The organism is Pantoea sp. CTOTU50773, from assembly GCF_032082325.1.
Lineage (GTDB): Bacteria > Pseudomonadota > Gammaproteobacteria > Enterobacterales > Enterobacteriaceae > Pantoea > Pantoea communis.
In genome coordinates this window covers 1-21,988 of record NZ_DAMDQC010000072.1, presented here as the reverse complement: position 1 = coordinate 21,988, position 21,988 = coordinate 1, and the positions used below count along the sequence as shown (strand labels likewise).

Genomic DNA, 21,988 nt, shown 5'->3' with positions numbered 1-21,988 from the left:
CGTTCTTGTTATCAACCATTTTGGCTTTGCCGGCCCAGAATCCGAGCAACATGATAATGAAGATCGGAGCCAGAGCATGCAGAATCACGTAAGTCATAAATCACCTGTTTGTTATTAAAAGAGTGAGTACTGACGCGATGGTGTTGAATTTATCAGTTGCCGCAGAGGCCGGACGCCGCGTGCGTCCGGCATACTGACAGCCGGCAGGTTGATTTAATGCTTTTTATTATTAGGGTATTACCAACTGGCGCGCAGACGTTCGCGCACCAGTGCCGAGCTTTGACGATTCGGTGCCGCCAGGCGCGAACCTCGACCCGGCACACGGCGCGTATCGTCAATCGCTTCCGCCAGCGTGGCTTTAACACGCGTGATCTCTTCGGCCGTCGGCGCATCCGGATGTGTGATGTCCAGCAGAGATGACAACAGGCCGGGCGTGGCGTAATTACCGATGTCATAGGCCATCGGCGGTACGCTGGCAGCAAGTTTCTCCAGCGCTTCCACGGTACGCAGGGTGATACGCGCCGCCGAGGCTTTACCCATGGCGTGCACCTGCACGGCCGGGTCGTTAAACGCGATCAGTCGATTGGCCTGATAACCGTGCGCCAGAAACGCGCCGGACATTGCCTTACCCACGATCAGCCCAATCACCGGATGCCCGGCCAGACGCGCTTGTGCATAAGCGCCCACAGCGCCCGCCAGTGCCTGATGAATACCAAAGCCCTCTTCACGGCGGCCATAAGCCTGACTTGGCACATCAATCACCGCAATGATGGGTCGCTTCACTGCGTTTGCGGCGTCTTCCGCAATGGTCTCTTGCACCACTTTTGCCAGCGTCCAGCCTTCCAGCAAACCGACTTCGCCTTGCGCAGCGCGTGGATAGCGATTGTGCGCATCCGGAACGACAGCAATGAAACGAGCGGTTTCGCCATTAAGTTCGGCATCCGCGACCTGCACGGACGGGCAAAGCCCTGTGTGGCTGGCAGCGCCGCCGGTTAACTGGCTGAGCCACAGCTCACCCCGACTGTTGTGTACGCTCATGATTTCACCTCCGGATGGAAGACCTGATGAATGGTGGCTGTGCTGGCCTGTTGAGCGGTATCGAAATGGCTTAAACGCTCAAGATAAAATGCATAGTTTTCACTGCGATGCTGTGCCGGAACCCCTTGCGCCAACGCTGCATCCACTGCCGTTTTCATCGCCTGGACACCGTCTGACACCAGCGCATCGACCAGCCCGCTTTGATAGCGAATCTCGCCACCGGTCATGCTCCAGATAAATGGGCGGTCACGCGAGTCATACTCATCAATGCCCGCTTCCTGCTCAATCACCTGCGGGCCATTCAATCCCAGACGTGCTTCACGCGTCACAATCAAATGGCTGCACAGCGCGGCGGCAATCGACATTCCGCCAAAGCAGCCAACGGTCCCGGCAACAATGCCAATCACCGGTGTGTATTGACGCAGATCGACGATGGCGGCGTGAATATCCGCAATCGCCGCCAGCCCCAAATTGGCCTCCTGCAACCGCACACCACCGGTTTCCAGACACAATATGGCTTGCGTCGGAATGCCGTTGCGGTTGTCTTCAGCCGCCAGCTCCAGTGCACCCGCCATTTTTGCGCCGGAGACTTCCCCCATGCTGCCGCCCTGGAAGGTGCCTTCAATGGCAATTACCACGGTGGGATTGCCGTTAAGCGTGCCTTTCATCACCACCATGCCGTCATCGGCTTGTGGCACAATGCCCTGTTTCTCCAGCCAGGGAGACATCACGCCTTCGAACGGATCGAGCAGTTCGCGCGCACTGCCGCTGTCCAGCAATGCCAGCGCACGCTGACGGGCGCGTAATTCGATAAAGCTGCTGTCATCACGCATGGTTCACCTCCTCAAACACCTGTTCGATGCGAATACGCGCAACGCCCGGCGTGGCACCAAAATCGTGGATCACCAGTTGGCCCGCCGGTAGCTCAGTCAGTTCCGCCAGGCGGCTGAACAACGCATCCCAACGCGCTTTGCTGTTATCCACCGAGGTGGTGATCGCCACGCTGAGCAAGGCGCTGTTATCCGCGCGGTACAGCACTTCCATATCACCCGATCCCACTACGCCCGCCAGCGCATTTCCGCTAAACGTGCGACGTGCCGGGTAAGACAACGTTATCTTTTCCATAGCAACCTCTTAATCAATGAGTGGCGATGCTGACGCGATCGATAAACAGCGTGGCGGCGAGTAAATCAGCCGCGCCGCCGGGAGACGCATTCAGCGCCAGCATCGCGCTATCCAGTTGTTGTAAAGCCTGACGACCCGCTATGTGCGCAGTACCACCCGCCTGTAACACCGCGTGCGCACCACGTTGTAAGGTCAGCAAACCGTTCATGCCTGAGCGGTTGAGCACGCAGGTGTCACTGAGCGAGGTAAGAATCGCCATCAACGCATCAAGCCGCGCCTCGGTTTCATCGGCCCCGGCTTCTCGACTGCGCTGCAACTGCGGCAATGCCAGCTGCGTGATATGCGGAAAGCCCTGTTGCGCTTCTTCACGTGCGCCCGGAACCTGAAAGCGATGCACGGCACGTAACCCTTTACTGAAGGTTTTGGGTGCGTGGCGATCCGGTAAACAAGCCAGTTCAGCGGCACGAGTGCAGAGTTGATCGCTGCTTGCCTCACCGCCGCGCATCGCCGCCGCGCTGACCAGCAAACCCAATGCCCAGATCGCGCCACGATGGGTATTCACCCCGTCGGTGGCAGCCATCATCTGACGCTCCCCTTCGCGACCAAGGCGGCCCACGGTTTCGCGCAGTGCGATATCCGCTGGACGCTGCCAGCACTGTTGCGCCAGCGCATAAAAGGTCGGGGTCAGGCTGCGGGCAGAACGCTCCATCAGCGCCAGCGAGAGATCCTGATGTGCGCCGCTGCCGCGACGATCCACCAGCCCCGGCTTGGGCGTCAGGTTCACTTCTTCGATCAGGCAATCGGTGGCGTGCTGTGCCAGTTGATGCAGGTGGCTTTCAACCGATTGCGGCGCAAGTCGTTTCATTACCAGCTCCGGAATTTTGCCGGTGGGTTGTAGAGGCCATCCGACCACTCGACCAGATCGGCCACGCTACCGGCCGCCAGCAGCGAACGCGTGGCATCAGATCGGCGAATCCCAAGATCTTCCGGGAACACCACTTTGCCGCTACGACGCAGTTCAGCGACGCGTTTGGCATCCACGCCCAGACCGATATCGGTAATTCCGGCCACCGCCGCCACCATCGCCCGACGCTCTTCGAGATCCTGCGCGCGATACAGATAGGCAATACCTTCTTCGGTCAGCACATGCGTGACGTCATCGCCATAGATCATTACCGGCGCCAGCGGCATTCCAGAGTTTTTCGCCACTTCAATGGCATCGAGTTTTTCTACGAAGGTCGGCTTCACGCCTGCCTGGAAGGTTTCCACCATCTGCACCACCAGCTTGCGACCACGTTCCATGGCATCTTCGCCATTTTTCATTGCCAGCCAGGCGGCAGTGGCATGACGACGACCGTGCGGATCGTGGCCCATATTTGGCGCACCACCGAAGCCAGAAAGGCGACCGCGCGTAACCGTTGAGGAATTTGCCAGGCCATCGATTTGCAGCGTTGAGCCGATAAACATATCGACGGCATACTGACCTGCCAGCTGGCACATGGCGCGGTTAGAGCGCATCGAACCATCGGCCCCGGTGAAAAAGATATCCGGGCGCGCGCGGATGTACTCTTCCATCCCCAGTTCACCACCGAAGCAGTGCACACTCTCGACCCAGCCGCTTTCGATGGCGGGAATTAAGGTGGGGTGCGGATTCAGCGTCCAGTGTTTACAAATTTTGCCTTTCAGACCGAGTTGCTCACCGTAGGTTGGCAGCAGCAATTCGATGGCGGCAGTGTTGAAACCAATGCCATGATTGAGCGATTGCACCTGATGTTTGGCGTAGATGCCTTTGATCGCCATCATCGCCATCAGGATGTGTTCCTGTTTGATCAGACGCGGGTCGCGGGTAAACAGCGGTTCGATAAAGAAGGGTTTGTCAGCTACTACTACGTAGTCGATCCACGAACCAGGAATATCCACGCGCGGCAGATCACACTCGTCGTCCACCAGTTCGTTAACCTGCGCGATCACAATCCCGTCGTGGAAAGCAGCCGCTTCGACCAGTGCTGGCGTGTCTTCGGTACTTGGCCCGGTGTAGAGATTGCCTTTACGGTCAGCTTTGTATCCGGCGATCAGCGCGACATTCGGTGCGAGGTCTACGTAGAGGCGAGAGTAGAGTTCGATGTAGGTATGAATCGCGCCGATTTCCAGCTGATCGTCTTCCAGTAGCTGCGAAATACGCAGACTTTGCGTGCCGGAAAAGGAGAAATCGAGCTTGCGGGCGATGCCTTTTTCAAAGATGTCGAGGTGTTCACTGCGACCCACGCTCGGCATGATCATATGCAGATTGTGCACCTTTTTCGGGTTAACCTCGGCCAACATACGTGAGAGGAAATCGGCCTGTTTTTGGTTATTGCCTTCCAGTACGACGCGGTCGCCAGGCGAGATTAATTTTTCCAGCATCTCAACCATTTGATCGGTGGGTAATACTTTGCCCTGCACCGGCAACGACGCCTGTCGCCGTTGTTTCTCGGTACGGCGCGTATTCCACACCCGCGCCGTTTGTTGTCCTGATGACATGACTAACCTCCTGAATGAGCGAATCGCTTGATTACGTCAACGCAGGAAAGTGTGGTCTTAAGCGGTGATGCCATCAATCAACCTGAAGGTGGGATCGTTAGCCTGAGAGTAATGATTGAGATGACAGAAATTTGCGGTTGGTCAACGATTAGTGGGGAGAATTGTGTACCGCTGCTTTGGGAGGAGTAAGGGGTGGAGATGTGAATAATGTCAGGTAGCTGTGGGCGGCCCTAAGGCCACCCACACTCAATGACTGCCGTAATCCACTTAGTTACAACGGCTTATGTGCCGTCTCTTTTGCCTTCCACACGGCAAACAGCGTGATCAGCAGCGCCAGCGTAACGTACAGCGACACCCACAGCGTGCTGCCCATTTCTTTATACAGCGTAGTAATAATCAACGGCGCAAACCCTCCACCGACAATACCGGCCAGCGTGTAAGCCAGTGATGACCCGGCATAGCGAACGTGGCTGGGAAACTGTTCAGTGACGAACGCGGCTTGTGGGCCATACATGATTGCGTGGATCAGCAGCCCCCCTATCACCGCCAGCACAATCAGCACCGGCTGCGTGCTGTCTAATAACACGAAGAACACGAAAGACCAGACGATAGCTAATACAGCACCCGTGATGTAAACCGGTCGGCGTCCCCATTTATCTGATAGCGCGCCGAACATTGGGACGGTGATCGCATTCCCTATTGCGCCCAACATCGTGGCCATCAAGGCCAGCGGGCGTGGCAGCTGTAATACGGTGGTGACGTACGTCAGGGTAAATACCACCACCAGCGCGTACAGCACATCGGAACCGATACGCGATCCCCCCGCAATCAGCAGCTGTTTCGGATAGTTGACAAACACTTCTTTCAGTGGCGTATGCGTCGTTTTTTCCGCAGCCTGCATCGCGACAAAGGTCGGTGTCTCTTCTACCCCACGACGCAGCCACAATCCAAATAGCACCAGCAACAGACTCAGCAGGAATGGAATGCGCCAGCCCCATGCCTGAAACTGATCGCCGCTCATCATCACCGTCACCAGGGTGATAAACCCGGTGCCAATCAAGGTTCCGCAGGAAGGCCCCACCTGTGCAAAAGATGCATTACGCCCACGTTTATCAGCATCACCGTGCTCCATCGACAGTAAAACGGCACCCGCCCATTCACCGCCCAGTGCAATACCCTGCACAAAACGCAGCGCGACCAACAGCACCGGACTCCAGATGCCCCACACCGCATAGCCGGGCAGCAAGCCCATTAAGGCGGTGGTGACGCCCATGATCACCAGCGTGATGATCAACACGGCTTTGCGCCCTGCGACATCCCCCAGATGACCAAACACAAAACCGCCCAGCGGACGTGAAATGTAACCTACCGCATAGGTCGAAAACGCCAGAATGGTGCCAACCAGCGGATCAAAACTGGGGAAGAACACATGGTTAAACACCAGTGCCGCCATAATGTTGTAGACGGTGAAGTCGTACCATTCCAGCGCGGTGCCGATGGAACTGGCAGCGGCCAGGCGCCCGGTTTTCGAAGCCGTGCGCTTATCACGCACCGTCTGCTGCAATGAAGAGTCTGTATTAGCCATGTGCCAACTCCTGTTTAGTTAACTGCCAGCTAAAGGCATAGCGTTGAACATCGCCGGTCATCAATTCCGCCGCGTGTGCGGCCAGTTGGTCACAGCTTGATGCGTCACTGCAGTGAATCAGTAGCATCGGTAGCATCTGCCGCTGTCCTTTACTCTCCATCGGCAACGGAGAACTGAGCGCCACATCCGGGGTCAGTAAACTGGAGGCAACATAGCCCGGGGTATGGCTAATTTGCTGCTGCCACGCAGTCAACACGCTGGCATCCAGCGCTTTCAGCGTCACCACCGCCAGATGGCTGCCGGTCCCTTTGCCATGCTTATGGGTGATCGCGCTGACCCGACGCATTGGATTAACCATCTTTTGCAGATTTTTCACTGACCATTCGGTCTGGCGAGTGAAGGCTGCGTGATAATCCGCACTGGTAAAGGCTTCCAGCGCCTCGGTTTCATACAGGCCAAGATATTTGCGCTCGGCATGGATAGCCTGATAGCGCGTTCCGCTTAAGAAGCCACGAATCGCGACGCGCTCTTCTACATGTTCATGGTCATACCATTGGTTGAAGTCCGCTTCGTCTTCAGCGCCAATGTTAGTGGCGACAAACAGCATGCCGTGGGATTGAGTCATCATCAGGATCTCCAGTTGAGGGCAGTTTCCACGGCGAGCGACCAGCTGATTAAGCGGGCGTCATCACCATGAACAGAAGCAAGGCTTAGGCCAACCGGCGCACTACCGGTTTGATGGCAGGGTAAAGAGAGTGCACAGCCGTCCAGCATGTTGATTACGCTGGTGTTACGCAGCATCAGCGCGTTGACCTCCATGTACTGCTGCGCATCCTCCAGAGAAGCGAGGGTCGGTGCGATACGCGGAACGGTGGGCATGAGTAAGGCGTCAAAGTCTGCCAGCGCGCTATTAATGCGGTGCTGCCACGCTTTGCGCTGTTGATGAAGTTCACGGGCATCTTGCTCCGTCAGCAAACTGCCGCGCTGCACACGCGCTAACACTTGAGGATCGTAAGCTTCGGGTTGCGCCAGTGCGGATTGTTGATGCCATTGCCATGCCTCGTAAGCGGTAATGCCGCCACGCGCATTCATACTGTTCAACTCATCAAGCTCTTCAAGCGGCAGTGCAACCAGGGTGGCACCGGCCTGTTCCAGTGCTTCGATGGCATTTTTCCAGGCTTGCGCAACGTCTTCGTCGAGTCCCTCCAGCACGCGGGTCTGCGGGATAGCGAAACGAGCACTGCGTAACTCCACCTGCTGGAGTTCAAGCGGCTGTTCCGCGATGACGCTGTCCAGCAGCCAGCAGCTGCGCACGTCATGGGCAATCACGCCGATGCTGTCGAGCGAGGCAGAGAGCGGTAACGTACCCGCCTGATTGATGCGATTCGCGGTGGGTTTAAAGCCGGTCAAGCCGCACAGCGCAGCAGGAATACGCACCGATCCACCGGTGTCAGTACCGATAGCGCCCAGGCACATGCCGTCTGCCACGGCGACAGCCGCACCAGAAGAAGAACCGCCCGGAATGCGTTTGTCTTCGCGACGCCACGGATTAGCCGGTGTGCCGTAATGCGGATTGATACCCAGCCCGGAAAAGGCAAATTCGGTCATGTTGGTTTTACCGATAATCGCCGCCCCAGCCTGATGTAAGCGATCAACCACGTGGGCATTAGCTGCTGCCGGTTCTGCATTCAGGAGCAAATGTGAACCCGCCGTGGTTGGCTCGCCTTGCACATCAAAGAGATCTTTGATGCTGACAGGCAGCCCATCAATAGCACTGAAGGCTTGCTGTGTTTGCCAGCGCGCACTCGCTGCTGTTGACTGTTGAGCGGCCTGGGTGGCATAGCGGGTGGTGAAAACAAGATCCCCCTCTTTTGACGGATCCTGCGCTGCGCGCAATGCCGATTCAGTAAAAGCTTCAGGAGACGCATTACCTGCCTGAAGCTGCTGACATGCTTGCCAGAGTGTGGTCATTAGCATGCTCCTTAAGCGACCACTGGCAGCGCGCCAGTGCAGTAAGCGTGTTCAAGCGTGCGATTCAGGCGCGGGTCGTGCAACGCCATGCGAAATTCGCTGGAAGGTCGAATACCGCCAATCGCACCCAGCGTGCCGCAGGACATTGCCAATCCTTCTTGTGCGGTGTTGCCGTTCAGATAGCGGGCCAGTAGATCTTGCGGCGTGAGTAATGAGGCCAGCGTGCCCTGCTGATAAACCACCCATTCGCCCTGCTCTTTTATCCACGAGGTCAGCTCCAGCGTATCCCAGTGCTCAACCACCTCGCTCATGCGCCAGGCTTTGCTGGCAACCGGTTTAATACAGGCCTGTTTGGAAAGGGCAACGCTGAAGGTTTCCAGATAACGATCGGTGTGATCTGAAGTGAGGGAGACCCACCATTCGCCCCGATGGAAAAACACAAAGGGCTCAGCTTCCCCGGAGGTTTCATCGCCGACCACTTCCAGCAGTGGCTGTTGGCTCAGTTGATTGGTCGCAACGCGGTAAAACAACGGTACTGCACCGGGAGCGGGCACACCCAGTGCCTCAAGCTCCCTGATATGGTGCAACACCGCATCACTATCGCGTCCGGCCCAACCCGCAATAATGAAATGGGAAACCTCGACATCGAGCGTGCTAGCGGCTTTATCGCCGGTTGTGAACTGAAGGTGCATGTGATGATCTCCATTTGAAAAATCACTGTGAAATTTCACTGTGTTTTCAAACTAGCGATTTTCATGCCAGATTTTTGTGTAATATGTCTCATTGGCAAAAAAAGGAACGTCGTGATGAGTGAGTCAGTTACTGAAAATGTGAACCCAGCCAGCCGGGAAAAGAGCCTCTCTTTGAATGAACAGGCTTATCTGGCGTTCAGGCACAAGCTCATCACGCTTCGCTACAAACCAGGGGAGTATTTAAATACCGCTCAGGTGATGGATGATTTGGCAATGGGTCGGACGCCGATCAATCAAGCGATTCATCGGCTGGCCACCGAGGGGCTGTTGCAGATCATCCCGCGCAAAGGCGTGATGGTGGCACCTTTGTCGATAGATGATGCACTGGAGTTAATTGAGGTGAGATTGGTCAATGAAACCCTGTGTGTTGAGCTAGCCAGTCAGAAAGTTATTGATTCACACATTCAACAGCTGCGCGAACTGAACCAGCAAATCGCCAGAGCGAGCGAATCACGTAGTCGCGAGGAAATGATGTTGCTGGATCGCGAATTTCATCAGGTGCTGGCCGATATCGCCGGAAACAGTCGGCTGTCAGATATTCTGAGTGTGATTCATGCGCAGGCACAGCGCTTTTGGGCGACAACGTTGTCCAATGTTGTCCATATGGATGAAGTCATTGCGGAGCATAATGAGATTATTGAGGCGCTGAAGTCTGGCGATAAGCAACGCGCGGCCGATGCGGCCCGTGCTCATATTTTCTCGTTTAAGCGCGCCCTGCTTTCGACTTGATGTCTACCGCCGTTCTCCACCCTGCCGCTTATATCTTGTAGGAAACCAAGCAACCGGATTGCGGCGGCTGGGCGCTGACATGTTGGGATCCTAACGACGACTTGAATTTTTTTTGCTGTAAAAACGCTTTTTCTTTTTACCATGAAAAATGGCGTAAATTGAAAATGCCAACACGATACATAATATAAAGACCAAAACCAGTTGTGACATAACCAGCCTTCTTAATGTTTAGAGACAATGCCTTTCGCAATAGAGATCAGCGCTCGCTCAGAGAATGAACTCCTGATATGCAAACGTCTTTTGCAATATGACAAATTATTTTTGATGGTTGAGTAACTTTTGTTCATCAGCGCCGCAATATCGGCAATCTCAACGCCCAGTGATTTCATGTAGATGATTTGCATACTTTGCAGCGACAACATTACGCCTCTATTCTCATGCAATAGCACCGCACTCATGATATAGCACAGCAGCGCATTGGCTGAGGATCTCAGCGAAACAAAATGAATCCGGGAATAGACCTCGTAATTGTCCTTATCCTGCGTCAGCACGAAAATAAATACGCGCTCGCCGTATCTTTTTCGTAAGACAAAAACATCATTCATTCTTGCCTCTAAAGACACCGAGCAAGCATTGACGATAATGATAGCACTGTCGGTTTGTTGCTGTGGAAATCTCTCACGCATCATGGCTGAAATACCCGCTACGGTGTATTGGCAATCTGAATACAGCACGAGCGAAGTCGTTCCCAGATTAAGTACCCTGGCGTTAGTCAGTGGCATGCGAATACCCACGCAATGTTGCAATTAATTAGGCTTTTTCTGATTTACATTGGACTTAAGTCTCAAAAAAAATCATACACCTTTCATATCATGCCGCGCAGGGTTATTTCATTTCGCTTGCGAGTTATTTGTGAAATACTTACGTACCAGCATTGAGACAAACCGAGTAAGGGAGATTTATTCAAATAATTGGGGTCTGGAAAGGAAAAAATCTTCGATAAATTTGAATATGAAGAATTTGGCACGCTGTTACTAATGAACTTTAAGTGCCACTCTAAAATGGTGTCTGCGTGGCAAGCGTTGCGCTGCTAACGGCAGCGCACCCATTTACTTAACGCTCATCAACCGCTCATCCGCCCCGATTTTACGTGGAGCTGATGGATTGATATCGCAATTATGCGGCAGCAGTGCCGTAATAATGCCGGCCACTACCAGCGATCCCGCCAGCCAGCACACCGCCACACTCTGCCCATATAGCATCGTCATTATGCCGACCAGGTACGGCCCGCAGAATCCGCCCAGATTACCCAGCCCGTTGATTACGCCACGCGCACCTCCCGCCACCTCTGGCGAGGCAATACGTCCGGGAATTGACCAAAATGGGCTGGTCGCCGCTTTCAGGAAGAAACCGCACACCACCAGCGCGATATAAGACGCGACGATATTGCTGTGCAGCACCACCGATGCCAGCAGCGCAGCGGCGAAGCAGAACAGGGAAACCATCACCCACAAACGGCGTTTTCCTGTACGGTCGCTGAGCCACGAAATCGCATATATCCCCAGAACAGTGGCAACAAACGGGATCGCCGCTAACAACCCCACCCCCGCCATATTCGTGCCGGTGAGATTTTTCAGAATGCTCGGCAGCCACAGCGTGTAGCCGTAATCGCCGGTCTGATAGAAGAAGTTCAGTGCCACCAGTTTCATCAAGCCAGAATTACGGAAAACCGCTTTTAATGGCGCTTTGTTCACTGGCGCAGCACTGCGATGCGCGGCGCGCTCGCGGGCCAGTTCCCGTAACAGATACGCTTTCTCACGGGCAGGGAGCCAGCGCGCCTCTTCCGGGCGATCGGCGATCACCAGCCACCACACCAGCAACACCGCTGCAGACAGCAAACCTTCAATAATAAACAGCCAGCGCCAGTCGAGTACGTTGATGATGTAGCCAGAAATCGGGGCGGTAAACATGCCACCCAGTGGCGCGAACATCATCACGAAGGCATTGGCGCGCCCGAGTTCCTTTTCCGGGAACCAGTTGCTGACCATGGTGAGTACCACTGGCAGCATACCGCCTTCGGAGATACCCAGCACAAAGCGCAGCGCCAGCAGTTGGTAGTGGTTGGTGACGAAGCCAGTGGCGATAGAGACCACCATCCACGCCATCAGTGACCAGGCGATAAAGCGTTTACCGCTACCATTCACCGCGATCCATCCGCCTGGTACCTGTAAGAACAGGTAACCAATAAAGAAGATGCCGCTGACCATACCGGCCATCTGGCTGGTGATCGCCAGGTCCTGATCCATGCCGCCCGGCAGCGCGAAACTGATGTTCACACGGTCCATAAACGAGATGATGCAGGTAATTAAAATCGGGGCAATAACGCGATACCAACGTGTTCCGGGGATTTTCTCGTGCATAACGCCCTCTCTCTTTGCGCAACCATGCGTAAACTCTATGGCTTCTTATTAAAGAGAGTTTGGTAATAATTATTGCGATCCTAATCACTGAGATGAATGTTAAGAAACTGTGTTACTTACGGCGTGATCGCAGGGGCAAAATTCTCTGGTTTTAGAGCCATCAAGCGCAGCCATACGATTTTTGGCGGGATGATTGATTAGGATTGGTGGCTGAAATAGCAGGTGTAACCTGATGCCGTAACATGACACGCAACAAGGTCGCCATAATAGGCGACCTTGCGAAGGTTAATGCAGTTTGTAGTGTGCGCATTCTTGCGCACCTGGAATCAATCTACACGCCTGCGACGCATCAAGCGCCACGCGACAATCACCACCAGCAACACAATGATCGCGCCGATCATACCCGGCAACATCATCGGTTGCAGACGCGCCAGCAGCGGTGGATGACCGCCCTTTCTCACCCACGCCACATCACCCGCCGTCATGGTAACCTCGGCATTGCCGTAATGCGCTAACACGAAGTTACTGATATCGGCGACCTGCTGGTCATTCAGTTTGTCGACATAGGACGGCGAACTGAAGCCCGGCATCAGCACCTGATAATCGGCGGTGTCACGTTGCACACCAAACAAAATGGCAGAGATCAGGTTGTTCGGATTACGCAGCCCGGTTGCCGTGTTGTGGAACAATGATGGATAGGCCTGATTAGCACTGCCCGCGCCATCCGGCTGGTGACAGCTGGCGCAGTTGCCGCTGAACAGCGCCGCGCCGTTGTCCAGCGAGTGATTGGCGTTGTTCGGATTGCGCCCACGCACGCTGTTTTCCACATCATAAGGCGCGCCGTAGCTGAAGGCTGGAATAGTGTCGCCTTCATCACGAATCGGTGCGGTGCCTTTCAGGTAAGTGGCGATAGCATGTAAATCGCTGTCCGGCAGATACTGCAGGCTGTGCTCAACCGCTTCCGCCATACCGCCCGCCGCCTGGTTTTTGCCCGGTGCGCGTCCGGTTTTCAGATACTGCACCAACTCGTCATCGCTCCAGCCGCCAATTCCGCTCACCTCATCCGACGTGATGTTTGGCGCATACCAGCTACCCAGCGGTCCGCCAGCCAGTGGACGATCCTGCTGCTCCTGCATCATAAATCCGCGCGGAGTATGGCAGGTGTTGCAGTGTGCCAGCCCGTTCACCAGATAGTTACCGCGATTCCACTCCACGCTTTTGCTGCCATCGTTCTGCCACATCTTGTTGTTGGCGAACATCATGTTCCAGAAGCGCATGCTGAAGCGCAGATTAAACGGGAACGGCAGATCGGTCTGCGGGTTGTGCTACGCCTGCGCTTTGACGCCATGCATCATGTAGTAGTAAAGCGTGTGCAGATCTTCATCGGTCATCATGCTGTAAGAGGTATATGGCATCGCCGGATAGAGTTGCGCGCCGTCCGCGCGAACACCGTGCCGCACTGCCTCGGAGAACTGGGCCTCGCTATAATTGCCGATGCCGCTGCTATCCGGCGTAATGTTGGTGGCGTAAATGGTGCCCATCGGCGAAGCAATACCGTATCCACCGCGGTAAGCGGTTTTACTGCCCGGTGCAGTGTGGCATGCCTGGCAGTCAGACGCGGTGGCAACCTGTTCACCCTGACGCAGCAAATTCACGTCCATAGCTCTAAATGATAATTTAGCTCAAAAATTGTTGGGTTTGGGATAGTTGCGAGGAGGGATTGAATGTGGGTAAAAATTAATCACACAGACAGTTGAACGCTATTATTGAAAGCGCTCTCTGATGTGCTGAAGATATTCGCAGATCATAAAGATGGTTGGGGAATAGCGTTCTGGTTCTTGTCAGTGAACAGCTTTCTTGGTGGTCAACGCCCACAGGATATGTTGGCTAAACTCTCAGAGCGGGTGATTGAAGCCGCAAGGGACGAAATCGAAGGGGTTGGACATGGATAAACGGCCAGAGCAAATGAAGGCTCAGCCCCTCTGCATTAATAATTCATTGACGTTGGTAAATGACATTTAGTTCGATAATACAGTTATTGACCTGGATATAAGAAATACGAGGCTGATAGATACCGGTCAATAACAGCGCCGGATTTCGTTCAATTAAATAACCCTGCAATTAAAATAGCTACATATCGCTTATTAGTCTTATTAGTCTTATTAGTCTTATTAGTCTTATTATTTTATTCTGATTCTTAAATGTGTTCTGATGATGTTATTGCCACTCCCATGGATTGAGCAACATAACGCCTAGTCCTTCAAAGTCCCTGGTATTTCGCGTAACTACAGTCATATCATGACGAAAGGCAGCGGCCGCGATCATTGCATCATTCGCGGAACGTTGGTCGGGTACATGGAGGCTCGCACAATAAATGGCAGTTTCGGCATCAAAAGGCAGTACACGGCCTGAAAACTCACGTAATACCACTGATGCAAACCATTCGCGTAGCATTTCTCCCTGACGCACATCCTTTCGCAACACCTGAAGGATGCCTTTTTCGATCTCCATAATCGTAATCGCTGATATGAACATATCACCCGCATCTACCGTATCCGTCCAGTTGGATACTTGTGGATCAATTTTGGGCGTCCTTGCCTTACGCATTTCCGAAATGACATTGGTATCAAGCAAATATCTCATGAAAAATCCACATCCCTGAAGTCTATGTCCACTCGTTGAGGATCAAAATCGATATCAGCGACACCGGGCATAGCAAGTGCATCCTGGATATTGCGTCGTGTACCCGTTAGCTTTTTATATTCCTCAAACGTCATCAATACGTGGGCTGGTTCTCCGCGATCAGTGATGTATACAGGGCCTTCCTCCGCCAGTTTTTTCGCAGCTGATACCTGCTGATTGAACGAACGGCTCGAAATTGTTGAGATACCCATAACAGCCTCCTGAGAATGTAGAAACATAACTACATGATACGTCAGCTGCACAATATTTCAACACCATGCTGAAAATAAGCATGTTTCAAGGGTACTGGAAATCTAGCTGATTGAAGTTCAAGAAAAATAAGAATAGCGGTGATAAATTAGCAGCGGCGTTTTCACATCCTCCGGCAAGCGCTCACTCAGCGGCTTTTCAAATATCTCCAGGCACTGCTCGATCTCGCGCCGCATGTCATGCCCCAGCACCATATCCATGGTCCCTTTCTCCAGCAGCAAGCGACTCGATTCACTCAACTCATGCCCGGCGAAGATCACCTGATCCTGTACACCAAATGCCTCTAACGCTTTAGCTACGCCTTCGTTGCCGCCCGCCGTGTTGTAAATTCCGGCCAGCGGTTTGCCCTCTTCCAGCCACTTTTTCACGCTGTGCCAGGCGGTTGCGGCTTCGTCGTTAATGTTGACGCGGTCGCGAATCGTCAGCCACGGGAAAGCCTCTCGCAGCACGCGACGAAAGCCGATCTCGCGCTCCTCCTGGGTGCGATAGGTCGAACTGCAAATCAGCAGAATATTGCCTGGTTGCTGCGGCGGCAGCATGCGGCCCATAAACCAACCGGCAGTCGCGCCTGAAGCGGTCTGATCGATACCCACATAAGCAGTACGCCGCGAATTGGGCAGATCGCTGGTGAGGCAAATCACCTGCACACCATCATCAATGGCGGCTTTAACCGCACGGTTGATCTTCACGTCATCGCGACACACCAGAATAATGCCGCTGGCTTCAGTAGCGCGGCGTTCAATCAGCTTGCTAAAGCGGTCAGCGTGGAATTGCGCACTCGGCAACGTATCCAGTGTGATGTGAAGTTGCGGACGCTCGCGCATTACCGCGCGTGCATGAAACTCAAGCTGCGCGACAAAGCTGGTGCCGGATTCACACACAATCGCGATACGCTTTGCCGCTCCGCGAGGGTCTTCTGTGCCACTCAGTCCTAACCGCACCATGGCATTTTCAACTTTCTTGCGCGTCACCTCGCGCACGCCTTCCCGTCCATTGAGCACGCGGTCAACGGTGGCAGGACTCACGCTCGCTTCCTGCGCGATGGCTTTAATGGATGGCGATTTCCAGTTTTGCAGCGTCATGATATTTCCTGATGTCCTTCACCTCATGGATGAAACAGTAGCTTGATAAGACACTGATAATCAAATTGTTATAACTCCATGAATCCAGCGAACAATCATATATTTGAGGTCATTAACTTCAAATTTTCATGTGATCGGCCTCATCCTTTTAGCATCCGTTTCAGGCTTTGCTTTGACTTAAAACTTCACCAATACGCTTAATAGCGCCATCACCTGTCGCCCTTATAGGAATTAAAAAAATGCTCAATGTTGCTCTCTTAGGTGCTGGCCGTATTGGACAGATCCACGCTGGGAATATCGCCGCGCATCCGCAATGTCGTCTGACGTATGTGATGGATGTCTACGCCCCTGCTGCTAATGTGCTGGCAGAGAAATACGGTGCCAAAGTGGCAGATCTCGACACCATTCTGGCGGACAGTTCGGTTGATCTGGTGGCGATTTGCAGCGCCACTAACACCCATGCAGATTTGATTGAAGCCGCCGCGCGCGCCAAAAAAGCCATCTTCTGTGAGAAGCCGGTGGATTTAAGTTTGCAGCGCGTGCAGAGCTGTTTAGCCACGGTGCGTGAAGCAGGCGTGCCATTGATGGTTGGCTTTAACCGTCGCTTTGACCCGAGCATGGCGCATTTGCAGGCGTGTCTGCGTGATGGCGAGATTGGTGAAACCGAGCTGGTGACCATTAGCTCGCGTGATCCAGGCGCACCGCCTGCCGAGTACGTTAAAGTCTCTGGCGGCCTGTTCCGTGATATGACGATTCATGATTTCGACATGGCGCGCTGGTTGTTAAATGAAGAGCCGGTATCGGTATATGCCAGCGCGGCGGCGCTGGTTGATCCCGAGATTAAAGCGCTGGGCGATGTCGATACCGCCGTTGTCACCCTCACTTGCGCCAGCGGCAAGATGGCGGTGATCACCAACAGCCGTCGTGCCAGCTACGGCTACGATCAGCGTATTGAAGTACACGGCAGCGAAGGGATGTTGCAGGTAACGAATCAGCTGGAATCACAGCTGGTGAAATCCGTGGCAAACGGGGTGGTGGCGCAGAAGCCGCAGCACTTCTTCCTGCAGCGTTATGCCGATGCTTACCGCAATGAACTGGCGACCCTCATTGAGGCGCTGGCAAAAGGCGAAGGCCAGTACCCCGGCGGGAATGATGGGTTGCAGGCGCTATTACTGGCGGATGCAGCGCTGGAGTCATTGAAAACCGGCAAACCGGTCGCACCGCAGTCGCTGTTGTAAGGCGGTGCTGATAAGGGGCGAACCCTGGTACGTCCCTTCTTCAACTCGCCATAAAGATGGAAGCTTGATTGAAAGCTCACTGAAGCTTAAGCAAACCGGTCAGCGCGACATAGGCAGCATTGTGTTGCTCATTCATGCCGACGTTAAGCAAGCAAAACGCATAGGCTTCAGGGCGTCCGTTAAGACGCCCTGACCTGTTTTAACGCTGTGGATGATTCACTTCCAGCGGACGCAGGTCGAATAGCAGCACCTCTGCGTTATCGCCATGGGCGAAGTGCAATGCGCTCTCATTACGCACTCGCGCACCGTCACCTTCTTTGAATTTCACACCGTTCACTTCGATGCTGCCGCGCGCCACATGAATATAGGCGTAACGATCGGCATCCAGTGCGAAGGTCTGCTGCTCGGCACCATCAAAGAAACCGGCATAGATGCGGATATCCTGACGTACGCTCAGGCTGCCCTCTTGCCCTTCCGGCGAAATAATCAAACGCAGTTGCCCGCGTTTCTCGCTCTCTGGCACGGAGATCTGCTGATAGCCCGGCTGGGTGTTGCGCTCGCCCGGTACAATCCAGATTTGCAGGAAGTGCACGTTGTCGCTTTTCGAGTGGTTGAACTCGCTGTGCGTCACACCGCTACCCGCGCTCATCAACTGCACATCACCGGGGACGATCACCGAACCGGTGCCCATTGAATCTTTATGCTCCAGCGCGCCGTCCAGCACATAGGAGATGATCTCCATATTGTTGTGTGGATGCGCACCAAAGCCACGACCCGGTGCGACACGGTCGTCATTGATTACCAGCAGATCGGAGAAGCCGGTCTGTTTAGGATCCCAGTAATTCGCGAAGGAAAAAGTGTGATGTGAATTCAGCCAACCGTGGTCACCCACTCCGCGTTGTTCTGACAGACGTTGTTCAATCATGGTTTGCTCCTCAAATGTGCGGTGGAAAGACGCTTGCCCTTCCGAATGAGGATAAGTATACGTAAACTAATTTGCCCAACAATGCGCTAACCTGACAATGACTGTCACCGAAAAGTGGACAATATGCAGATAGAAGATCTTCGTATTTATGTCGCAGTAATTAAAGCCGGTAACTTCACCGCCGCCGCCGAACAGTTGATGCTGTCGAAGCAATACGTTAGCCGCCGTATTGCCGCGCTGGAGGAATCACTCGGTGCGCGTCTGCTGAATCGCAACACGCGTAAACTGTCGGTGACGGATAACGGCCAACTCTTTGCCCAACATGCGCAACGTATTCTCGATGATGTGCAGGAAGCCCAGCAGGCGGTATCTGGCCGGCAACAGGTGTTGCAAGGCAGCTTTCGTCTTAGTGTTCCGATGTCGTTTGGCATCAGCCATTTGTCACCGTATATCGCCGAGTTCCTCAGTCAGCACCCCGGATTGCAGTTCCAGGTGGAGTTGGCGGACCGCTACGTCGATATGGTCGGTGAAGGCTTTGATATGGCGATCCGTATTGGCACCCTGCCCGACTCAAGCTTGATCGCCAAACGTCTGGGCGTATTTCGCCGCGTGATCTGCGGCAGTCCGTCATACATTCAGAGCGCGGGCGCACCACGTGAACCGGAGGATCTGCTCAATCATGCTTGTTTGCGTTACGGGCGAGAAAGCCAGACCGGCTGGGAACTGTTTAACGGTGAACAACGCAAGGTGATGGCGGTGCAAGGCCCGATGGTGAGCAATAATGGCGAGATGCTGCGTGATGCGGCAGTGGCTGGATTGGGGCTGATTCTACTGCCGGAGTTTATCGTGGCACCGGCCTTAGCCAGCGGTGATTTGATGACCGTGCTGGATGAGTGGCAGCCTTCCTCACTCAACCTGAACGCGCTCTATCCACAGCATCGTCAGCGCAGCGAAGTGAATCGAGTATTTATGGCGTTTTTGCAGGAAAAGTTGGCAGGATAATGAAACGGGCGACCTGATGGCCGCCCGATAAGAATCAACTAGGCGCTTTCATGCGCAAACGTAATCGACTTTCTCCGTGCATCGCGCACCGCGATACCATGAATCAACAAGCCCAACACCGCCAGAATCGCACCGACCCAACCCGTAGACTGCCAGCCAAGGCCCGCAGAAATGGTCACGCCACCCAGCCATGCGCCGAGCGCATTCGCCAGGTTAAATGCCGAGTGATTCAACGCCGCCGCCATGGTTTGCGCATCGCCCGCCACATCCATTAAACGGATTTGCAGCACGCTCGCCAGCGCCACCATGGTACCGACCAGCATCACGTTGAGTGAACCGGCAAACGCATAGTGCGCGGTGAACACAAAGGCACTCAGCACCAGTACCGACCAGATCAGCACCATGCGAATGGTTTTCTCCAGTCCACGATCCGCCAGACGCCCCCCCACCACGTTGCCGAGAATCATGCCGAGTCCAAACAGCGCCAGCACCACCGGAATCCAACTCACTGGCATTTGTGCCAGTTCGGTCAGCGTAGGTTTCACGTAGCTGAACACCGAGAACAAGCCGCCGCTGCCGATCGCACCAATCGCCAGCGTCAGCAACACCTGCTTGCGCGTCAGCGCCGAGAGTTCACGCAACGGACTGGCGGTTTTGTCACCCGCCACGTTCGGCACCCACATGCCCACCAGCACTATGGTCAACAGCGCTAATACGCCAACAATGGCGAACGCTTCACGCCAGCCAAACACCTGTCCAATCGCGGTAACCGCAGGCACGCCAAGCAGGTTGGCGATCGTCAGGCCAAATAGCACCATCGAAACGGCCTGAGCACGTTTTCTGCGCTCTACCAATCCAGCAGCGACCAATGCGGCGACACCAAAGAACGTGCCGTGCGGAAAACCGGCGAGGAAACGCGCCAGCAGCATTGAGTAGTAACCCGGTGCTACCGAGCTAAAGAGGTTACCCGCGGCAAACAGGCCCATCAGCGTCATCAGGAAGTTACGGCGTGAAGCGCGAGCACCGAGCACAGCCAACAGCGGTGCGCCGATCACCACGCCCAGCGCGTAGATACTGATCAGGTGGCCCGCCGTAGGGATAGAAACATTGAGGCCGGTGGCGGCATCGGGCAGCAGGCCCATGATGACGAATTCGCCGGTACCAATGGCAAAGCCACCGGTGCCGAGCGCAAACAGCGCTTTGAGCACACTGGCGCGTGGCAGCGATGCCTGCTCCGGCAGCTGATTAAGTTGAGGTTGTGCAGATGACATGGTTTTCCAGTAACGCAGGTGAAGAATCCAATCACAATCGTGGCGGCATTGAAGGCCACCATCGTTGAGACTGAAAGGATTTAGCGGAACATGATAACTGATTTAAATGAAAATTCGATGGCAGAGAATTATGTGGCTGCTAATTAATCGTTGATTAGCCGCCTTGCGCCCATCACGGCGCAAAGCAAGGGTATGTTGACCGGCACCGCTGCAGTGTGTGCATTTTCGTTAAGCAACCTGCCGTGCTAGCAGCGCCGCGCCGATCATTCCGCCGTTATGGGCAAACACGCCGGGCACCACTAAAGGATGCTGAGTGCTGCGCAACACATAACGCTGCACTTCCTCATTCAATGCTTCCATCAACGCTGTCACCGAAGCCAATCCTCCGCCCACCGCCACCAGCGAAGCGCCAGTGATATTGATAGTGTAAGCCAGCGGCTGACTTACCAGTTGTAACCACACCTGAATCGTGCGATTAGCCTGCACTTCCTGCTGTTGCCAGCCGGCGATAATGTCGAGGCTGCTCGCATTAACGTCATGCAAAGTGCGATGGAGATTCTCAAGCCCGCGCGCGCCGCCGTAACTATCGAGACAACCTTTTTGACCGCAGGGACAAGGCTGGCGCGGCAAGCGTATTGTCTCGCCTTCAATGTCCACTTCGGTCAGCGTAATCGGACCATGGCCCCATTCACCCGTCAGGCCATTCTGTCCGGTGATGATTCGCCCATCTGCCACCAAACCGCCGCCGACGCCGGAACCGAGAATGGCGCCAAACACCACTTTGTGCCCTTTGCCCACACCTGCCTGCGCTTCCGCGAAAGTGAAGCAGTCGGCATCGTTATGCACGATCACTTTACGTTGCAGTAACTCTCCCAGCGCCTGGCTGAGGTTGCGTTGATGAAAGGCTGGGATGTTACTGGCAAACATCTCACCGCTATCCGGTGCCACGATGCCCGCAGTGGAGATCGCCAGCGGTGAATCCGTGCTGAAATGCTGATGTTGTTGGATCATGCGGCTCACCAGCGCGGTAAAATCCGGCCAGCTGTCTGCCGGGATTTTTTGCTGATCGAGGATCGTCAGCTGCTGCTGCGCATCCATCACACCCAACTTCACGAACGAACCGCCCAGATCGAGGCAGATCACTGCCGGTGTTGTACTCATAAACGTTTATCCATCACATCACGCAGGCCGTCGCCCAGCACATTAAAGCCGAGCACAGTAATCAAAATCGCCAGTCCGGGAAACAGCGACACGTAAATATTCAGCCCAAGGAAGTTGCGCCCATCACTCATCATGGTGCCCCACTCCGGCATCGGCGGTTGCACGCCTAACCCCAGAAACGACAGGCTGGCCGCCGAGATAATCGACACGCCTATGC

Annotated in this window: 21 protein-coding genes and 2 pseudogenes; 3 read left to right on the top strand and 20 right to left on the bottom strand. The window is 54.5% G+C overall.

The features are described from left to right. The 10 genes from RT340_RS13045 to RT340_RS13000 form a co-directional block, all read right to left on the bottom strand. On the bottom strand, positions 1–97 hold a 97-nt coding region (locus tag RT340_RS13045), incomplete at its 3' end, for an AEC family transporter (RefSeq protein WP_409566149.1). A gap of 140 nt (positions 98–237) precedes the next feature. After that, positions 238–1,038, bottom strand: coding sequence for a biotin-independent malonate decarboxylase subunit gamma (gene mdcE, locus RT340_RS13040; protein ID WP_313376394.1), 801 nt, complete (start codon positions 1,036–1,038; stop codon positions 238–240). Next, positions 1,035–1,871 (bottom strand): biotin-independent malonate decarboxylase subunit beta, encoded by an 837-nt coding sequence (locus RT340_RS13035; RefSeq protein WP_160834099.1) that lies wholly within the window; start codon positions 1,869–1,871, stop codon positions 1,035–1,037. Before RT340_RS13035 ends, mdcE begins: the two co-directional genes overlap by 4 nt. Continuing rightward, positions 1,864–2,163 (bottom strand): malonate decarboxylase acyl carrier protein, encoded by a 300-nt coding sequence (gene mdcC, locus RT340_RS13030; protein WP_097118798.1) that lies wholly within the window; start codon positions 2,161–2,163, stop codon positions 1,864–1,866. The genes RT340_RS13035 and mdcC overlap by 8 nt, the downstream gene beginning before the upstream one ends. Before the next feature lie 13 nt (positions 2,164–2,176). Next, the gene (locus RT340_RS13025; RefSeq protein ID WP_097118797.1) at positions 2,177–3,028 is read right to left on the bottom strand and encodes a triphosphoribosyl-dephospho-CoA synthase; all 852 of its coding nucleotides are present in this window, start codon (positions 3,026–3,028) and stop codon (positions 2,177–2,179) included. Continuing rightward, complete coding sequence (gene mdcA, locus RT340_RS13020; RefSeq protein WP_160834101.1) at positions 3,028–4,683, bottom strand: malonate decarboxylase subunit alpha; 1,656 nt, start codon at positions 4,681–4,683, stop codon at positions 3,028–3,030. Before mdcA ends, RT340_RS13025 begins: the two co-directional genes overlap by 1 nt. Positions 4,684–4,954: 271 nt before the next feature. After that, a complete protein-coding gene (locus RT340_RS13015; RefSeq protein ID WP_058961678.1) occupies positions 4,955–6,268 on the bottom strand; it encodes an MFS transporter in 1,314 nt (437 codons plus the stop codon). Continuing rightward, on the bottom strand, positions 6,261–6,896 hold the full coding sequence (locus tag RT340_RS13010) for a DUF4286 family protein (protein WP_211728658.1): 636 nt from the start codon (positions 6,894–6,896) through the stop codon (positions 6,261–6,263). Before RT340_RS13010 ends, RT340_RS13015 begins: the two co-directional genes overlap by 8 nt. After that, positions 6,896–8,239, bottom strand: a complete 1,344-nt coding sequence (locus tag RT340_RS13005; protein WP_211728659.1) for an amidase — start codon at positions 8,237–8,239, stop codon at positions 6,896–6,898. The genes RT340_RS13010 and RT340_RS13005 overlap by 1 nt, the downstream gene beginning before the upstream one ends. A gap of 11 nt (positions 8,240–8,250) precedes the next feature. After that, positions 8,251–8,931 (bottom strand): DUF2848 domain-containing protein, encoded by a 681-nt coding sequence (locus RT340_RS13000; protein ID WP_211728660.1) that lies wholly within the window; start codon positions 8,929–8,931, stop codon positions 8,251–8,253. A 114-nt stretch (positions 8,932–9,045) separates the two neighbouring features. On the opposite strand from RT340_RS13000, the gene RT340_RS12995 reads away from it, so the two are divergent. Next, a complete protein-coding gene (locus tag RT340_RS12995) occupies positions 9,046–9,720 on the top strand; it encodes a GntR family transcriptional regulator (protein ID WP_097118793.1) in 675 nt (224 codons plus the stop codon). A 221-nt stretch (positions 9,721–9,941) separates the two neighbouring features. On the opposite strand, the gene RT340_RS12990 is transcribed toward RT340_RS12995, so the two are convergent. From RT340_RS12990 to RT340_RS12965, 6 genes and pseudogenes are all read right to left on the bottom strand, one after another. Then, complete coding sequence (locus RT340_RS12990; RefSeq protein ID WP_211728661.1) at positions 9,942–10,502, bottom strand: hypothetical protein; 561 nt, start codon at positions 10,500–10,502, stop codon at positions 9,942–9,944. 327 nt (positions 10,503–10,829) lie between these two features. Then, positions 10,830–12,140: an MFS transporter gene (locus tag RT340_RS12985; RefSeq protein ID WP_313376387.1), complete on the bottom strand. Its 1,311-nt coding sequence runs from the start codon at positions 12,138–12,140 to the stop codon at positions 10,830–10,832. 326 nt (positions 12,141–12,466) lie between these two features. After that, positions 12,467–13,789 (bottom strand): annotated as a pseudogene (locus RT340_RS12980) (c-type cytochrome); the annotation flags it as partial. A gap of 568 nt (positions 13,790–14,357) precedes the next feature. Continuing rightward, positions 14,358–14,783 carry a type II toxin-antitoxin system VapC family toxin gene (locus RT340_RS12975; RefSeq protein ID WP_097118791.1) on the bottom strand — a complete coding sequence of 142 codons (426 nt, stop codon included), beginning with the start codon at positions 14,781–14,783 and terminating at the stop codon, positions 14,358–14,360. Further along, positions 14,780–15,034, bottom strand: coding sequence for a type II toxin-antitoxin system Phd/YefM family antitoxin (locus RT340_RS12970; protein WP_034831240.1), 255 nt, complete (start codon positions 15,032–15,034; stop codon positions 14,780–14,782). Before RT340_RS12970 ends, RT340_RS12975 begins: the two co-directional genes overlap by 4 nt. Positions 15,035–15,151: 117 nt before the next feature. Continuing rightward, complete coding sequence (locus RT340_RS12965) at positions 15,152–16,174, bottom strand: LacI family DNA-binding transcriptional regulator (RefSeq protein ID WP_211728663.1); 1,023 nt, start codon at positions 16,172–16,174, stop codon at positions 15,152–15,154. 239 nt (positions 16,175–16,413) lie between these two features. Between RT340_RS12965 and iolG the strand changes: the two genes are divergently transcribed. Beyond that, positions 16,414–17,412 (top strand): inositol 2-dehydrogenase, encoded by a 999-nt coding sequence (iolG, locus tag RT340_RS12960; RefSeq protein WP_211728664.1) that lies wholly within the window; start codon positions 16,414–16,416, stop codon positions 17,410–17,412. Positions 17,413–17,611: 199 nt separating this feature from the next. On the opposite strand, the gene RT340_RS12955 is transcribed toward iolG, so the two are convergent. Then, on the bottom strand, positions 17,612–18,337 hold the full coding sequence (locus RT340_RS12955; protein ID WP_211728665.1) for a pirin family protein: 726 nt from the start codon (positions 18,335–18,337) through the stop codon (positions 17,612–17,614). 123 nt (positions 18,338–18,460) lie between these two features. Here RT340_RS12955 and RT340_RS12950 point away from each other — a divergent pair, with 123 nt between their 5' ends. After that, complete coding sequence (locus RT340_RS12950; RefSeq protein ID WP_211728666.1) at positions 18,461–19,339, top strand: LysR family transcriptional regulator; 879 nt, start codon at positions 18,461–18,463, stop codon at positions 19,337–19,339. Between the two features lie 38 nt (positions 19,340–19,377). On the opposite strand, the gene RT340_RS12945 is transcribed toward RT340_RS12950, so the two are convergent. The 3 genes and pseudogenes from RT340_RS12945 to RT340_RS12935 all read right to left on the bottom strand — a co-directional run. Next, positions 19,378–20,610, bottom strand: coding sequence for an MFS transporter (locus tag RT340_RS12945; protein WP_211728667.1), 1,233 nt, complete (start codon positions 20,608–20,610; stop codon positions 19,378–19,380). A 228-nt stretch (positions 20,611–20,838) separates the two neighbouring features. Then, positions 20,839–21,771, bottom strand: coding sequence for an ROK family protein (locus RT340_RS12940; RefSeq protein WP_211728668.1), 933 nt, complete (start codon positions 21,769–21,771; stop codon positions 20,839–20,841). After that, positions 21,768–21,988 (bottom strand): annotated as a pseudogene (locus RT340_RS12935) (ABC transporter permease); the annotation flags it as partial. The pseudogene RT340_RS12935 and the gene RT340_RS12940, both read right to left, overlap by 4 nt.

Bases quoted from the DNA above. Each gene is read 5' to 3' on its own strand.
- RT340_RS12955 (WP_211728665.1), bottom strand. From the start codon at position 18,337: ATGATTGAACAACGTCTGTCAGAACAACGCGGAGTGGGTGACCACGGT.
- mdcC (WP_097118798.1), bottom strand. From the start codon at position 2,163: ATGGAAAAGATAACGTTGTCTTACCCGGCACGTCGCACGTTTAGCGGA.
- RT340_RS12965 (WP_211728663.1), bottom strand. From the start codon at position 16,174: ATGACGCTGCAAAACTGGAAATCGCCATCCATTAAAGCCATCGCGCAG.
- RT340_RS12995 (WP_097118793.1), top strand. From the start codon at position 9,046: ATGAGTGAGTCAGTTACTGAAAATGTGAACCCAGCCAGCCGGGAAAAG.
- RT340_RS12970 (WP_034831240.1), bottom strand. From the start codon at position 15,034: ATGGGTATCTCAACAATTTCGAGCCGTTCGTTCAATCAGCAGGTATCA.
- RT340_RS13005 (WP_211728659.1), bottom strand. From the start codon at position 8,239: ATGACCACACTCTGGCAAGCATGTCAGCAGCTTCAGGCAGGTAATGCG.
- RT340_RS13000 (WP_211728660.1), bottom strand. From the start codon at position 8,931: ATGCACCTTCAGTTCACAACCGGCGATAAAGCCGCTAGCACGCTCGAT.
- RT340_RS13010 (WP_211728658.1), bottom strand. From the start codon at position 6,896: ATGATGACTCAATCCCACGGCATGCTGTTTGTCGCCACTAACATTGGC.
- RT340_RS13015 (WP_058961678.1), bottom strand. From the start codon at position 6,268: ATGGCTAATACAGACTCTTCATTGCAGCAGACGGTGCGTGATAAGCGC.
- RT340_RS12990 (WP_211728661.1), bottom strand. From the start codon at position 10,502: ATGCCACTGACTAACGCCAGGGTACTTAATCTGGGAACGACTTCGCTC.
- mdcE (WP_313376394.1), bottom strand. From the start codon at position 1,038: ATGAGCGTACACAACAGTCGGGGTGAGCTGTGGCTCAGCCAGTTAACC.
- RT340_RS12945 (WP_211728667.1), bottom strand. From the start codon at position 20,610: ATGTCATCTGCACAACCTCAACTTAATCAGCTGCCGGAGCAGGCATCG.
- RT340_RS12940 (WP_211728668.1), bottom strand. From the start codon at position 21,771: ATGAGTACAACACCGGCAGTGATCTGCCTCGATCTGGGCGGTTCGTTC.
- RT340_RS12985 (WP_313376387.1), bottom strand. From the start codon at position 12,140: ATGCACGAGAAAATCCCCGGAACACGTTGGTATCGCGTTATTGCCCCG.
- RT340_RS12950 (WP_211728666.1), top strand. From the start codon at position 18,461: ATGCAGATAGAAGATCTTCGTATTTATGTCGCAGTAATTAAAGCCGGT.
- RT340_RS12975 (WP_097118791.1), bottom strand. From the start codon at position 14,783: ATGAGATATTTGCTTGATACCAATGTCATTTCGGAAATGCGTAAGGCA.
- mdcA (WP_160834101.1), bottom strand. From the start codon at position 4,683: ATGTCATCAGGACAACAAACGGCGCGGGTGTGGAATACGCGCCGTACC.
- iolG (WP_211728664.1), top strand. From the start codon at position 16,414: ATGCTCAATGTTGCTCTCTTAGGTGCTGGCCGTATTGGACAGATCCAC.
- RT340_RS13035 (WP_160834099.1), bottom strand. From the start codon at position 1,871: ATGCGTGATGACAGCAGCTTTATCGAATTACGCGCCCGTCAGCGTGCG.
- RT340_RS13025 (WP_097118797.1), bottom strand. From the start codon at position 3,028: ATGAAACGACTTGCGCCGCAATCGGTTGAAAGCCACCTGCATCAACTG.